Here is a 12,996-nt window from a genome sequence, read left to right on the forward strand (position 1 = left end):
TCAGCTTATTTGCCGCTTCGGATATCAGAAATGGCTTTTTTTCGGTCCGCTTGATTATAAACGGCAGAACCGGCAACAAGCAGATTGGCGCCCGCTTCAGCACATAAAGGCGCTGTTTCTTTATTGACGCCTCCGTCCACCTCAATTAAAAGCTCAGTTAAACCTCTTTCCTCGGCGAGCTGTTTGACTTCACGAATTTTCGGAAGGACTGAATGAAGGAAAGTCTGCCCTCCGAAACCGGGATTAACCGTCATTAAAAGCACGAGATCAAGCTCGTCGATGATATGCTCGATCATTTGGACAGGCGTGTGCGGATTGAGCACGACTCCCGCCTTCACTCCCTGCTCTTTGATCAATTGAACGGTCCGGTGAAGATGCGGGCACGCTTCAACGTGGACAGACAATATATCCGCTCCCGCTTTCGCAAATGAAGGAATGTAGCGGTCGGGATTTTCAATCATCAGATGCACATCAAGCGGCAGATCTGTCACCGGACGGACCGCTTCAACGATAAGCGGCCCGATTGTAATGTTAGGGACAAAATGGCCATCCATGACATCAATATGGATATAGTCCGCCCCTCCCTTTTCCACGTCTTTAATTTCCTCGCCTAATGAAGCAAAATCGGCGGAAAGAATTGATGGCGCAACCTTCATCATATTAATACCTCGGCTTTCTGTCTTTTATTTCCTGCATGAATTCTTTGTAATGCTCATAGCGGTACGGCTGGATTTCTCCTTCTTCTACCGCTTGCTTCACGGCGCATTTCGGCTCCTTCAGATGCAGACAGCCCCTGAATTTGCACGCAGCGCTGTTTTCTCTGATATCAGGAAACGTGCTTCCTAACTCTTCCTCTCCTACGTCTGTAAATTCCAGCGAACTGAACCCCGGTGTGTCCGCCACTAAACCGCCGGACGTATGAATGAGCTCCACGTGGCGTGTCGTATGCTTCCCGCGGCCCAAATGAGCGGAGATTTCGTTTGTTTTCAGCTCAAGCTCCGGGCTGATCGCATTTAACAGCGATGATTTTCCGACACCGGACTGTCCGGCAAATACCGTCGTCTTATTCGGGAAGTGTTTAGCGATGGCGGTTAAGCCGCTGTTTTCTTTTGAAGACGTAACATATACGTCATACCCGATCTTTTGATAGTCTTTCACATAAGAAAGAATGGCTTCTTTCGTTTCCTGGTCTTCGGCTAAATCCATTTTGGTAATGCAGATGATCGGGTTAATGCCATTGGCTTCAACGAGAACGAGAAAACGGTCCAATAAAGACGTGCTGAACGCCGGCTGGACGGCTGAGAAGACGAGAACTGCCTGATCGACGTTAGAAATCGGCGGCCTGATCAGCTCGTTCGTTCTTTTTTTGATTTCTAACAGATAGCCTTCTTTGTCGTTTTCAGCCTGATACACAACGTAATCGCCGACAAGAGGCGTTATTTTATTTTTTCTGAAGATGCCTCTTCCTCTGCATTGAATGATGCTGTCTTCAGATTTATCCAATACGTAATAAAATCCGCTTAATGCTTTAATAATTTTGCCCTCCGGCATACGGTCCCTCCTTGTCAATCTTTATCATCCTTCGGGTATTCAATCGTTTTGTAGCTGACGACTTTATGGTTTACCATCACTTGATAATACCCTTTTTGTCCCTGTTCAATCTTCAGCTTGATCGTTTTTTCCGTCGGCTCTTTTATTTTAAACGTCTCATACGTATCAGAAATGCTGTGGTCTTTATCATCGATTGCGATTTGGACCTCAAGCTCGTCCCCTTCCTGATCCGGTTCGTAAGGAATGCTGATTTTTTCTTTTACCGTCTTGGCCGGCTTTTCCTCAGGCCCGAGCGAAAATGTAACTTTGACATCGCTTCCCGGTTTCACCGCCGCCCCTGCTGACGGCTCCTGTTTGATCACTTGCCCTTCCGGCACGTCATCTGAATGGGATTCTTTTTCAACCAGGTTCAGACCGTTATCCTCAAGATACCCTGAAGCCGCCTCTTTACTGTATGTTTTTAAATCTCTGAGCGTAATGTCCGCCGGACCGATACTGACCGTCAAGTTCACTTCGTCATCACCCGCGACCATCTCGGTGCCCGCTGACGGGTCTTGATCAATAACGGTTCCCGCATCACTGGCATCATTCACTTCTCTTACATTCACATGCTTGAAGCCTTTTTCCTTTAATGCTTCTTTCGCTTTGTCAATTGAACGGCCTTTTACGTCAATCAGCTCTGTTTTCGCCTTCCCTATACTTTTGTACAATTTTACAGAAGAACCTTCTTTTACGGTCGAACCCGCTTTAGGGTCAGTTTTGACCATTAAGCCCTCTTGTACTTTTTCATCCTCGATGTCCGTTACATCAGAATCCGCCTGCAGCCCGATCTTTTCAAGAAGCGCTTCGGCCTTTTCGTACTCCATTCCTTTTACGTCAGGAACGCTGACGTCTTTTGGCATAAACAGAGACGGGAACACGGTGACGGCAAGGACAGAGGCAGTTATGAGAACGAAGCAGACGGCTAAAAGAATCCACGGCCATTTCCGCTTTTTCTTTTTCACAGGTTTTTCATCATCATCTTCAGCCTGCTTTTGCGGTTCTGGCGGCGTGACGCCCGAACCGTCCGTAATAACGGGTATCGCTTTTGTCATTTCCTCGTCATCTTGCACAGAAAATCTTTCTTCATTCAGCCTGTCGGCATCGAAAGCAGTTCTGATGTCTTCTTCCATGTCTTCCGCGCTTTCATAGCGGTGAAACGGATCTTTGGCGGTCGCCTTTAAAATAATGTTTTCGACGCTTTGGGGGATGGAAGGATTCCACTTTTTGGCCGAAGGTGTTTCTGCTTGAAGATGCTTTAACGCAATGCTGACGGCCGATTCCCCGTCAAAAGGAATTTTGCCCGTCAGCAGCTCAAAAAGCACGATGCCAAGCGCGTAAATATCGGATTTCTTAGTTGCCAATCCGCCTCTTGCCTGCTCGGGAGACAGGTAATGGACAGATCCCAAGACAGAATTTGTATGGGTGATCGTGGTCGAGCTGAGGGCGGTGGCAATGCCGAAATCGGTCACCTTTATATGCCCCATATGATCGATTAAAATGTTGTGCGGTTTAATATCCCGGTGCACGATATGATTTTGATGGGCATGGGCGATGGCTGAAACGATCTGCTCCATAATCGACAGCGCTTCCTTCGGATGCAGCGGCCCGTGTGTTGTTATGTATTCCTTCAGCGTCATGCCTTCCACGTATTCCATGACAATATAATAAATATCGCCTTCTTCCCCGATATCGTAAATGCTGACGATATTCGGATGATCAAGGCTTGATGCCGACTGCGCTTCTCTTCTGAAACGCCTGATAAAATCATTGTCATTCACAAAGTCAAACCGCAGAATTTTGATTGCGACTTCACGTTCAAGAATGATGTCCTCAGCTAAATAAACGTTTGCCATTCCGCCGCCGCCTATCGGCCGGAGAATATGATAACGCCCGCTGATCCGCTTGCCGGTTAGCACTTGTCTTCACCCTCTTTTGCATGTAAAGCAAGCTCAAGCAAAACTGCGGTAATATTATCCTCGCCGCCGTTTTGATTCGCTTTGTCGATGAGCAGGTCAACTTTTTCTTGAGGCGGAGATTCGGCTTGAAGCATTTGTTTTAATTCATCATCTTCAATTTTATTCGTCAGTCCGTCAGAGCATAAGAGAAGCTGATCTCCGTCAGAAAGCTCAAATGAACGGGCATCAGCACTGATGTTTTCATCTGTTCCCAGTGCCCGTGTCAGAACATTTTTTCGCGGATGATGCTCGGCGTCTTGTTTAGAAATTTCCCCCGTGCGGACAAGTTCATTGACAAGGGAATGGTCTTCAGTAAGCTGAATGAAATCATCCTCTTGAAGCAGATAGCATCTGCTGTCTCCAATATGCGCAACAGTGACAAACTTCCCCGTAAATAACACACACACGATGGTCGTTCCCATTCCCCGGCATTCTTCATGCGCTTTGGCATGATCATATATCCGGGTATTGGCCTGCTGAATCCGTTCTTTCAGCCACACCTCGCATTCAGACGGCAGGGAAGGAACCGTTTCTGCCTGGTTCCATTGCTCCTCCATGGCCGCCACAGCCATCTTGCTCGCTACATCTCCGGCAAGATGGCCGCCCATGCCGTCGGCGACAACCGCCAATACTAAATCTTCTTTTCTGAAAATACCCGCATCATCTTCGTTATGCTGGCGGATTTTACCTGTATCTGTTTTTAAGGCTGTAATCAACCTCTTCACCTCGTCTCGTCTTGACGCTCCTTCGCGCGAAGCTGACCGCAGGCCGCGTCAATGTCATGGCCTTGCTCTCTTCTGATCGTGACATTTACACCGCGGGATTTTAACGTTTTTTCGAATGCAAAAATCTGGTCTCTCGGTGTGCGGACGTAATCCCGTTCAGGCACATAGTTAACCGGAATTAAGTTTACATGGCATTTTACGTCTTTTAACAGCTCTGCAAGCTCTTCAGCGTGTTCGACCTGGTCATTCACGCCTCCGAACAAACCGTATTCAAAGCTGATCCGTCTGCCTGTTTTCTCAATATAATATTTGACGGCTTCCATAAGATCAGGAAGCTTGTAAGCTTTGTTAATCGGCATGAGCCGGCTTCTGATTTCCGTATTCGGCGCGTGCAGAGAAATCGCGAAATTGATCTGCATTTTTTGATCGGCGAATTCGTAAATCTTCGGAATGATTCCGCTCGTAGAAACCGTGATATGACGCGCGCCGATATTTAAGCCTTTGTCATGGTTAATGATTTTTAAGAAAGCAAGCATTTCATTGAAATTGTCAAATGGCTCGCCGATTCCCATTATTACAACGGAGCTGACGCGTTCATCCGTCTCATCAAGCGCTTTTTGCACTTTTAAGACCTGGGCGACGATTTCGCCTGCTTCAAGGTTTCGTTTCAGCCCGCCAAGCGTCGACGCGCAAAATGTACAGCCGATACGGCAGCCGACCTGTGTTGTTACACATACAGAATTGCCATACTCGTGTCTCATTAATACGGTTTCGATCGTATAACCGTCATGAAGCTCGAATAAAAATTTCATTGTGCCGTCTTGAGAAGTCTGCTTAATCGCCGTTTTCAGCGTTGTCAGCACAAAATGGCTCTTCAGCTTGTCACGCAGGCTTTTTGAAAGGTTTGTCATCTCATCAAAGGAAGACACCCGTTTTTCATACAGCCATTCAAAAATCTGGGCCGCGCGGAACGGCTTTTCGCCTTGCTCAGTGAGCCATTGTTTAATTTCATCTAATTCAAAAGAGTAAATGGACGGCTGTTCAGTCCGCAGCTCTTTTCGTACTTTTGTCTTTTTTAGTTCTGTCATTTTTATCCCTTCTTTCTCATGCTGCTAATAAAGAAGCCGTCTGTTCCGAAATAGTGTGGAAGGATTTGAAGGCTTCCATCCTGAACAAAGGGTCTCGCCTTTTCAGGCAGCCGCTTTTCAAGAGACAAATCGGGTTCAAATTCAGGGTGTTCTTGTATAAACGCATGCATAACTTCTTCATTTTCTGTCCGGTCCATTGTACACGTACTGTATACGAGAGTGCCACCTTTTTTTACTAATGGCGCGATTTCCCTTAAAATGCCGAGCTGAATGTGCGACAGCCGTGTGCTGTCCTCCGGTGTTTTTGTATATTTCATATCCGGTTTTCTTCTGATTACCCCAAAGCCTGAGCACGGGGCGTCAACGAGAACCCGGTCAAATTGTTCAGCAAGAAAAGCGTCTCCCGCTTTTCTTGCATCCATCGTTTTAGCGTCAATGATATCCAGACCGAGCCTCTCTGCACCTTCTTTTATCAGCTTGACCTTGTGGCGGTGAAGATCCAAGGAAATAAGGCTGCCCTCATTCTTCATCAGCTCGGCGATGTGAGCAGATTTTCCTCCGGGTGCGGCGCAAGCGTCAAGCACGGTTTCGCCCGGCTTCGGATCAAGCGCCCTCGCGACAAGCATGGAGCTTTCATCCTGAATGGATACTTGCCCTCTTTGGAAAAATTTCGTTTTCGCAATGCTGCCTTTTAAAAGCTTAATCGCGTCAGGAGAGAGGTCTCCGTCTTCAGCTTCGATTCCTTCATCCATCATTTCTTTCAGCACTGTATCCCTGTCGGCTTTTATTTGATTGACACGGAGAGTCTGCTTCGGAGGAACAAGATGAATGCTGCAAATGTTCGCAGCCGCTTCAAAGCCGTACGCTTTCGCCCACTCCTTAACGAGCCATTCAGGATGGCTTGTCTCCGTTGAAAGACGGAGAACCGGGTCTTCTATATCGGCAAATGACGGAGCCCCTTCCCGCTGAAGGGAGCGGAGAATACCGTTGACAAATGATGCAATGCCTTTATGCCCGCGCTTTTTGGCAATTTCAACCGCTTCATGGATAGCCGCGCGATCCGGTATTTTTTCCAGGTACTCCATTTGGTAAACAGACAGGCGCAGAAGCTGAATCACCCACGGCTTTACCTTGTTCGGCTTGTTAATGAAAGGCTTCAGTATATAGTCTAAAGCGAATTTATTTTGGAGTGTTCCGTAAACAAGCTCTGTCAGCAGTCCTCTGTCCTGGTCACTGAGCTCATTTGTTTTTATGACTGAGGTAAGGAGCAGGTTGCTGTATGCCTGGTTTTGATCCAGCTTTTCCAGCGCCTCGAGGGCAAGCTCCCGGACATTATTTTTCTTCATTTGCTGCTCCTAACACGTCACCGGCCTGCACTTTTTTGCCTCTTGCAAAGTCCTCGCCCTTCATTCGTTTTTTTCCGGCCGGCTGAAGTTCTGTGATTAAAATAGCGGTGCTGTTGCCCGAAGCGACGACAAAGCCGTTTTGGTCCGTGCGAATGACGGTGCCGGGCGCTGCTTTTGAATCGGCATCGACTTTTTCGGACGCCCACACTTTAACATTTTGCCCGTTCAGCGTAGTATAAGCGACCGGCCAAGGGTTTAAGCCTCTTATTTGGTTGTAAATTTCTTCGCCCGTTTTCGTCCAATCAATCCGCTCCTCGTCACGCTTAATGTTGGGCGCGTAAGTCGCTTTAGACTCGTCCTGCTTAATCGGCTTAATATTTCCGGAAATGACGTTCGGAACGGTTTCTGATAAAAGCTTCGCTCCGGCTGCGCTCAATTTGTCATGAAGCGTGCCGACATTATCTTTCTCATCGATTTCCACTTCGATTTTTGAAATCATATCGCCTGCGTCAAGCTTTTCAACCATATACATAATGGTCACGCCGGTTTTTTTCTTTCCTTGCAGAATGGAATAATGAATCGGCGCTCCGCCTCTTAGTTCAGGCAAAAGTGACGCATGCACATTGATACAGCCGTATTTAGGGCCGTCCAGCAGCTGTTTAGGCAATATTTGCCCGAATGCGGCCGTGACAATTAAGTCGGGGCGCAGGCTGAGCACTTTTTCTATCTCTTCTTCGAGCCTTACTTTTTCAGGCTGAAGCACCGGAATGCCGCGGCGTTCGGCTTCAGCCTTTACAGGAGGAGGCGTCATTACCTTTTTTCTTCCTTTCGGGCGGTCAGGCTGGGTGACAACACCCACGACCTCGTACCCGTCTTCTATAAGCGTCCGCAGCACGGGAACTGAAAAATCGGGCGTTCCCATAAAAACGATCCTTGTCATCCAATCATCCTTCCATTTCTGCCAGTTCTTCTTCTGTATAGTAGGTCAATATCTTTGATGTAAATAAAACGCCGTCCAAATGATCCATTTCATGCTGCACGGCTCTTGCCAAAAAGCCTTTCGCTTCAAAAATGAACGGCTTTCCCTTGCGGTCAAAAGCTTTTACTTTCACGTAGTCAGAACGTGTGACATCGCCGTATACACCAGGGAAGCTTAAGCAGCCCTCCACGCCTGTTTGTTCTCCGCTCTTCTCAAGAATGACGGGGTTTACAAGGTCGATCCTGCCGCTTTCTTCACCGATGTCCACAACGGCTGCTCTTTTGAGGACGCCGATTTGCGGAGCTGCAAGGCCGACGCCGTCCATTTCAAGCATTGTATCGTACATATCGTCAAGCAGTTTTTTTAATTTTTTATCAAATACTGTCACATCTTCAGCCGGTGTTTCCAGAACTTCCGCCGGGTGTGTGACGATTTTTTTCACAGCCAAAATTTATTCCTCCAAAACAAATGTTACATCAGCATGTACGGATTCATATCAATGGAAATCATCACATGCTTTTGCGCTATGTCGCGTTTATAATGGTCCAGTATTTTCTTAAGCTGAACCTGCAACTCGGTTTCCTGTCTGTATTTTATCACGCATTGGTAGCGATATCTATCTTTGATCCTGGCGATCGGGGAAGCGGCCGGCCCGAGAATTTTTGTATCCGGTCCGCATCCTGATTTTAAAAAGTTTGTAATCTTTTCTGCGGTTATCGCGGCTTTGGCTGCTTCTTCATGAGAAACGGTCACAAGCGCCACATAATAATAAGGCGGATAGGACTGAGCCCGCCGGTGCGCCATTTCCTGCTGAAAAAAAGATTCATAGTCATGTGTTTTCGTCAGCTGGATGCTGTAATGCGACGGCGTATACGTTTGGATGATCACCGATCCCGGCTTCTCATGACGGCCCGCCCGTCCGCTTACTTGCGTCAGCAGCTGGAACGTTTTCTCCGCCGCCCGGAAGTCAGGGATATGCAGCGTTGTATCCGCGCTTAACACCCCGACAAGGGTCACGTTCGGAAAATCAAGGCCTTTTGCGATCATTTGCGTACCGAGAAGGATATCTGCCTTTCCTTCGCCGAAAGCCGATAACAGCTTCTCATGAGCCCCTTTTCTGGAGGTCGTATCTACATCCATCCTGATCACCCGCGCTTGCGGCAGCACTTTGGTGAGTTCCTCTTCCACACGCTGCGTTCCCGTGCCGAAAAAACGGATATGCTCGCTGCTGCATTCAGGGCACGTGCCCGGCACGGGCTCCTCATGTCCGCAGTAGTGGCATTTGAGCCTTTGTCCGTAGCGGTGATAGGTCATTGAAATATCGCAATGCGGGCATTGAGGCACATAACCGCAATCACGGCACATCACAAAGGATGAATATCCCCGCTTGTTTAAAAAGAGCACAGCCTGCTCTTTTTTCGCCAGTTTCTCTTCCAGCTGTTCCATCAGCTCTGTCGAAAACATCGACCTGTTGCCGTTTCTCAGCTCTTCCCTCATATCGATGAGAGAAACCTCCGGCATAAGCTGGCGATTTACACGGTGTTTTAATGGCAGCAATTCATAAACGCCTTTTTTCGCCCGCGCAAAGGACTCTAGAGTCGGCGTAGCGCTGCCGAGAACGACCGGGCAGCTGTGATGCTCTGCCCGTTTAATCGCTACGTCTTTTGCATGATATCGAGGCATTTCCTCCTGTTTATAGGAAGACTCCTGCTCTTCATCAATGATAATCATGCCAAGGTTTTCAAACGGGGCAAAAATCGCCGATCTTGCTCCGACGACAAGCCTGACTTCCTTGCGCTGAATTTTCCGCCATTCATCATATTTTTCACCAGTGGATAAACCGCTGTGCATGACCGCAACCTGTGAGCCGAATCGGCCTTTAAAACGGTTGACCATTTGCGGCGTTAAAGAGATTTCCGGAACGAGCACGATTGCTTCCTTTCCTTTGGCAAGCACCTTTTCAATAGACTGCAAATAGATTTCCGTTTTTCCGCTTCCGGTCACCCCGTGAAGCAAAAACACATGATGGACATTATCTGCTACCGCTTGTTTAATCGGCTCAAAAGCAGCATGCTGCTCGTCTGTCAGCGGCAGCGGCTCTGTTTTTTTGAACATTCTGTCCTGATAAGGGTCGCGGTAAACCTCTTCAAAGCTTTCCTTCAGAAGCCCTTTTTTGAGCAGCGTCTTTAAAGTCGCTGAGCTGGCATCTGTTTTTTTGCAAAGGTCGGCTGCAGAAATCTTTGCTCCCCCGGCAATAAAATAGTGAAGCACGGCCAGCTGTTTGGAAGCCTGTTTCGTTAAAGCGTCTGCCTGCCGGATGAGTTCTCCTTTGTCTGCGTCCGCCTCAATCATGCGGATCATTTTTTTATTCGTTTTTTGTGCCACTTTATAAGTGACATCAATGCTGCCTCGGCGTACGAATTTTTGAAGTGACGAAAGGATGTTCTGATCGGAAATATCGGAGTACAGAAGGCTCTTCTGATCCCGGAAGAGCTGCTTGATTTCCGGCGTCAATGCCTCTTCGTCAATGACCTTCAGTTCTTTTTCATACTTTGCCTTCAGCGCAGCGGGCAGCATCGCCTGAAGCGCTGTGATTTTAAAGGACAGCGTTTTGTCTGAGAGCCATAAAGACAGCCGCATCAGTTCTTCAGTCAACACTGGCGTCAAATCAAGAAGCTGCTCAACTTCCTTTACTGACTTGCCGTTAAGCTCTGACGCATCTTTCAAACCGGTCACAAATCCTTGAAGCTTGCGCGGGCCGAACGGGACAATCACCCGCATGCCGACTTCAATCATGCCTTTTAAATGATCCGGGATTTTGTAATCAAAGGGCCTGTCAATGTTTTTTGAGCTGACATCCACAATGACTTCTGCTACATTCATACTCGCTTTTGGCCCTCTTCTTTCAACGCGGTCATTTCCTTCAGCAGTTCAAAGGAAACGTCAAGCTTCGACATAACCGCAAGCTCCCGCTTTCTGCCGTCCCGGAAATAGAAAGTGACGAGGTTAGTGTCTGTGCCGAACCCGGCCCCTTCTGCTTTAACATCATTAGCGACAATCATATCAAGGTTTTTCTTTTCCAGTTTGTTGCGCGCGTAGCGTTCGACGTCTTGCGTTTCAGCCGCGAATCCGACTAAAAGCTGATGGGTTTTCCGTTCGCCAAGCTCTTTCAAAATGTCAGCAGTACGATTGAATTCCATCGTGAGCGAGCCGTCCTTCTTTTTCATTTTTTGATCTGAAACCGATGCCGGCGTGAAATCAGCCACGGCCGCCGTTTTTATCACCATGTCACACGAATCGAACTCAGAAAGCACCGCTTCTCTCATATCAGCTGCGGACTGAACGGGCAGAAATTGATACAGCCCCTCGGGCGGTTCTATCGCCACCGGCCCGGAAATCAATGTCACGCGCGCACCGAGTCGGACGGCAGCCTCCGCAGCGGCGTACCCCATTTTTCCTGTTGACTTATTTGTAAAAAAGCGGACAGGATCAACGGCTTCGCGTGTCGGTCCAGCCGTAATGACGACATGTTTTCCCCGCAGCGGCGCACCTTCCTCCGCCTTTGAAAAATGCTCTTTGACACGCTCGACAATATGCTCCGGCTCTTCTAATCTTCCTTTGCCGACATACCCGCATGCCAAATAGCCTTCGCTCGGCTCGATAAAACGAACGCCGTCCTGATAAAGAACGGAGATATTCCGTTTCACCGCCGGATGATCATACATATGGACATTCATAGCAGGAGCCACCCAGACAGGGGCCTCCGCCGCTAACAGCGTTGTTGTGAGCATATCATCAGCCAGCCCGTTGGCAAGCTTGCCGATGATATTTGCCGTAGCAGGCGCCACAATGATTAAATCCGCCCAGTCAGCCGCATCGATATGGGAAATGACTTTCGGATTCTGTTCTTTAAATGTATCTGTATATACTTCATTCCGGCTTAATGCCTGAAATGTCAGCGGAGAAACAAACTCACGCGCGGACTCAGTCATAATCACTTTTACGTTCGCACCGGCCTGAACCAGCTTGCTTGTCAGTGCGCAGGCTTTATAAACGGCAATGCCTCCGCTTACACATAGTAAAATGTTTCGGTTAATCATGAAGTCTTCTCCCCCTTATGAAAGCATTGGACAAATTCCCAGCGGAAAAAAATAACAACCTATTTAGAGATAGGTTGCTACGTGTGCTTTTTATTCGCTGTCTTCTTTTTCAAACGAAAGCAGGCCCGCATCAATTTCTTCTAAAGCTTTGCCTACATATTTGTGTGAAATGGTATGTTCAATCTGCTGGTCTTTTTTGATTTGCATTTCACGCGCACGTCTTGCAGAAACAGTCACCAGCGTATATTTTGAATCTAATTTATTCATTAAAGAGTCAATTGACGGATCTAACATAAGTTATTCTACCTCCAGCATTTTCTTATATCTCGGAGCAACGCGTTCGCGCTTTAAATGCTCAGCGAGAACGATCGCATTGATCTTGTCGCAAGCCGTTTGAATATTGTCGTTTTCTACGACGTAATCATACGCGTCCATCATTTCGATTTCCGCTTTGGCCGCCTTCATTCTGTTTTCAATTAAATCATCGGTTTCTGTACCTCTCGTCACGATCCTGTTCTTCAGCTCAGAAAGGCTCGGCGGCGCTAAGAAGATAAACAGGCCTTCCGGAAATGCATTTCGCACTTGGAGTGCGCCCTGCACTTCAATCTCTAAGAAGACGTCTTTTCCTTCTTGAAGCGTCTTTTCGACATAATCGACGGGCGTTCCGTAATAATTGCCGACATATTCTGCCCATTCGAGCAGTTTGTTGTTTTCAATCATGTGTTCGAATTCATCTCTTGTTTTGAAGAAATAATCGACTCCGTCCGTCTCGCCCGCTCTCGGGCTTCTCGTCGTGACTGAGATCGAGTATTCGAATTTCGTATCCTCTTGTGAAAATATTGCTTGCCGAACCGTTCCTTTACCAACTCCTGAGGGACCTGAGAGAACGATTAATAACCCTCTTTCTTTCATGCGGCAATTATCCCTGCCCTTCATCCATAATTTCTTCTTTCACAGAAAGTCTGTGTGCAACTGTCTCAGGCTGGACGGCAGATAAGATAATGTGATCACTATCCATGACGACAACTGCACGGGTTCTTCGTCCGTATGTAGCGTCTATTAGCATTCCGCGGTCTCTTGCATCCTGAATCATTCGCTTTATTGGCGCAGACTCCGGGCTGACAATCGAAATCATCCGATTGGCGGAGATGATATTGCCAAATCCGATATTAATCAGTTTAATCGTCATCTTCTACGTTCCCCCTGTAAA

At 47.7% G+C, this 12,996-nt stretch carries 13 protein-coding genes; all 13 read right to left on the minus strand.

Features of this window, described 5'->3' with window-relative positions; all coding sequences use genetic code 11:
- Positions 1 to 5: 5 nt before the first annotated feature.
- On the minus strand, positions 6 to 659 hold the full coding sequence (gene rpe / locus J7E26_RS05440; RefSeq protein WP_214799388.1) for a ribulose-phosphate 3-epimerase: 654 nt from the start codon (positions 657 to 659) through the stop codon (positions 6 to 8).
- 1 nt (position 660) lies between these two features.
- Positions 661 to 1,551, minus strand: a complete 891-nt coding sequence (gene rsgA / locus J7E26_RS05445) for a ribosome small subunit-dependent GTPase A (protein WP_214799390.1) — start codon at positions 1,549 to 1,551, stop codon at positions 661 to 663.
- Positions 1,552 to 1,565: 14 nt separating this feature from the next.
- Positions 1,566 to 3,509 (minus strand): Stk1 family PASTA domain-containing Ser/Thr kinase, encoded by a 1,944-nt coding sequence (gene pknB / locus J7E26_RS05450; protein ID WP_214799392.1) that lies wholly within the window; start codon positions 3,507 to 3,509, stop codon positions 1,566 to 1,568.
- Positions 3,503 to 4,264, minus strand: a complete 762-nt coding sequence (locus tag J7E26_RS05455) for a Stp1/IreP family PP2C-type Ser/Thr phosphatase (RefSeq protein WP_214799394.1) — start codon at positions 4,262 to 4,264, stop codon at positions 3,503 to 3,505. Before J7E26_RS05455 ends, pknB begins: the two co-directional genes overlap by 7 nt.
- A gap of 5 nt (positions 4,265 to 4,269) precedes the next feature.
- Positions 4,270 to 5,361 carry a dual-specificity RNA methyltransferase RlmN gene (rlmN, locus tag J7E26_RS05460; RefSeq protein WP_214799396.1) on the minus strand — a complete coding sequence of 364 codons (1,092 nt, stop codon included), beginning with the start codon at positions 5,359 to 5,361 and terminating at the stop codon, positions 4,270 to 4,272.
- A 2-nt stretch (positions 5,362 to 5,363) separates the two neighbouring features.
- The gene (gene rsmB / locus J7E26_RS05465) at positions 5,364 to 6,707 is read right to left on the minus strand and encodes a 16S rRNA (cytosine(967)-C(5))-methyltransferase RsmB (RefSeq protein ID WP_214799398.1); all 1,344 of its coding nucleotides are present in this window, start codon (positions 6,705 to 6,707) and stop codon (positions 5,364 to 5,366) included.
- Positions 6,694 to 7,647: a methionyl-tRNA formyltransferase gene (gene fmt / locus J7E26_RS05470; RefSeq protein ID WP_214799399.1), complete on the minus strand. Its 954-nt coding sequence runs from the start codon at positions 7,645 to 7,647 to the stop codon at positions 6,694 to 6,696. Before fmt ends, rsmB begins: the two co-directional genes overlap by 14 nt.
- A gap of 4 nt (positions 7,648 to 7,651) precedes the next feature.
- Positions 7,652 to 8,134: a peptide deformylase gene (def, locus tag J7E26_RS05475; RefSeq protein WP_214799401.1), complete on the minus strand. Its 483-nt coding sequence runs from the start codon at positions 8,132 to 8,134 to the stop codon at positions 7,652 to 7,654.
- A gap of 23 nt (positions 8,135 to 8,157) precedes the next feature.
- Entirely contained in the window at positions 8,158 to 10,569 is a 2,412-nt protein-coding gene (priA, locus tag J7E26_RS05480; protein ID WP_214799403.1) for a primosomal protein N', read from the minus strand.
- A complete protein-coding gene (coaBC, locus tag J7E26_RS05485) occupies positions 10,566 to 11,786 on the minus strand; it encodes a bifunctional phosphopantothenoylcysteine decarboxylase/phosphopantothenate--cysteine ligase CoaBC (protein ID WP_214799404.1) in 1,221 nt (406 codons plus the stop codon). Before coaBC ends, priA begins: the two co-directional genes overlap by 4 nt.
- A gap of 90 nt (positions 11,787 to 11,876) precedes the next feature.
- Positions 11,877 to 12,080 (minus strand): DNA-directed RNA polymerase subunit omega, encoded by a 204-nt coding sequence (gene rpoZ, locus J7E26_RS05490; RefSeq protein WP_061520469.1) that lies wholly within the window; start codon positions 12,078 to 12,080, stop codon positions 11,877 to 11,879.
- Positions 12,081 to 12,083: 3 nt separating this feature from the next.
- Positions 12,084 to 12,698 carry a guanylate kinase gene (gmk, locus tag J7E26_RS05495; RefSeq protein ID WP_214799407.1) on the minus strand — a complete coding sequence of 205 codons (615 nt, stop codon included), beginning with the start codon at positions 12,696 to 12,698 and terminating at the stop codon, positions 12,084 to 12,086.
- A gap of 7 nt (positions 12,699 to 12,705) precedes the next feature.
- Positions 12,706 to 12,975 (minus strand): extracellular matrix/biofilm regulator RemA, encoded by a 270-nt coding sequence (remA, locus tag J7E26_RS05500; protein ID WP_003154355.1) that lies wholly within the window; start codon positions 12,973 to 12,975, stop codon positions 12,706 to 12,708.
- Between the last annotated feature and the right edge of the window lie 21 nt (positions 12,976 to 12,996).

The sequence above is a fragment of the Bacillus sp. ISL-51 genome, assembly GCF_018613535.1.
Classification (GTDB): domain Bacteria; phylum Bacillota; class Bacilli; order Bacillales; family Bacillaceae; genus Bacillus.

Bases quoted from the DNA above. Each gene is read 5' to 3' on its own strand.
- remA (WP_003154355.1), bottom strand. From the start codon at position 12,975: ATGACGATTAAACTGATTAATATCGGATTTGGCAATATCATCTCCGCC.
- rlmN (WP_214799396.1), bottom strand. From the start codon at position 5,361: ATGACAGAACTAAAAAAGACAAAAGTACGAAAAGAGCTGCGGACTGAA.
- rsgA (WP_214799390.1), bottom strand. From the start codon at position 1,551: ATGCCGGAGGGCAAAATTATTAAAGCATTAAGCGGATTTTATTACGTA.
- priA (WP_214799403.1), bottom strand. From the start codon at position 10,569: ATGAATGTAGCAGAAGTCATTGTGGATGTCAGCTCAAAAAACATTGAC.
- rsmB (WP_214799398.1), bottom strand. From the start codon at position 6,707: ATGAAGAAAAATAATGTCCGGGAGCTTGCCCTCGAGGCGCTGGAAAAG.
- fmt (WP_214799399.1), bottom strand. From the start codon at position 7,647: ATGACAAGGATCGTTTTTATGGGAACGCCCGATTTTTCAGTTCCCGTG.
- rpe (WP_214799388.1), bottom strand. From the start codon at position 659: ATGATGAAGGTTGCGCCATCAATTCTTTCCGCCGATTTTGCTTCATTA.
- gmk (WP_214799407.1), bottom strand. From the start codon at position 12,698: ATGAAAGAAAGAGGGTTATTAATCGTTCTCTCAGGTCCCTCAGGAGTT.
- coaBC (WP_214799404.1), bottom strand. From the start codon at position 11,786: ATGATTAACCGAAACATTTTACTATGTGTAAGCGGAGGCATTGCCGTT.
- rpoZ (WP_061520469.1), bottom strand. From the start codon at position 12,080: ATGTTAGATCCGTCAATTGACTCTTTAATGAATAAATTAGATTCAAAA.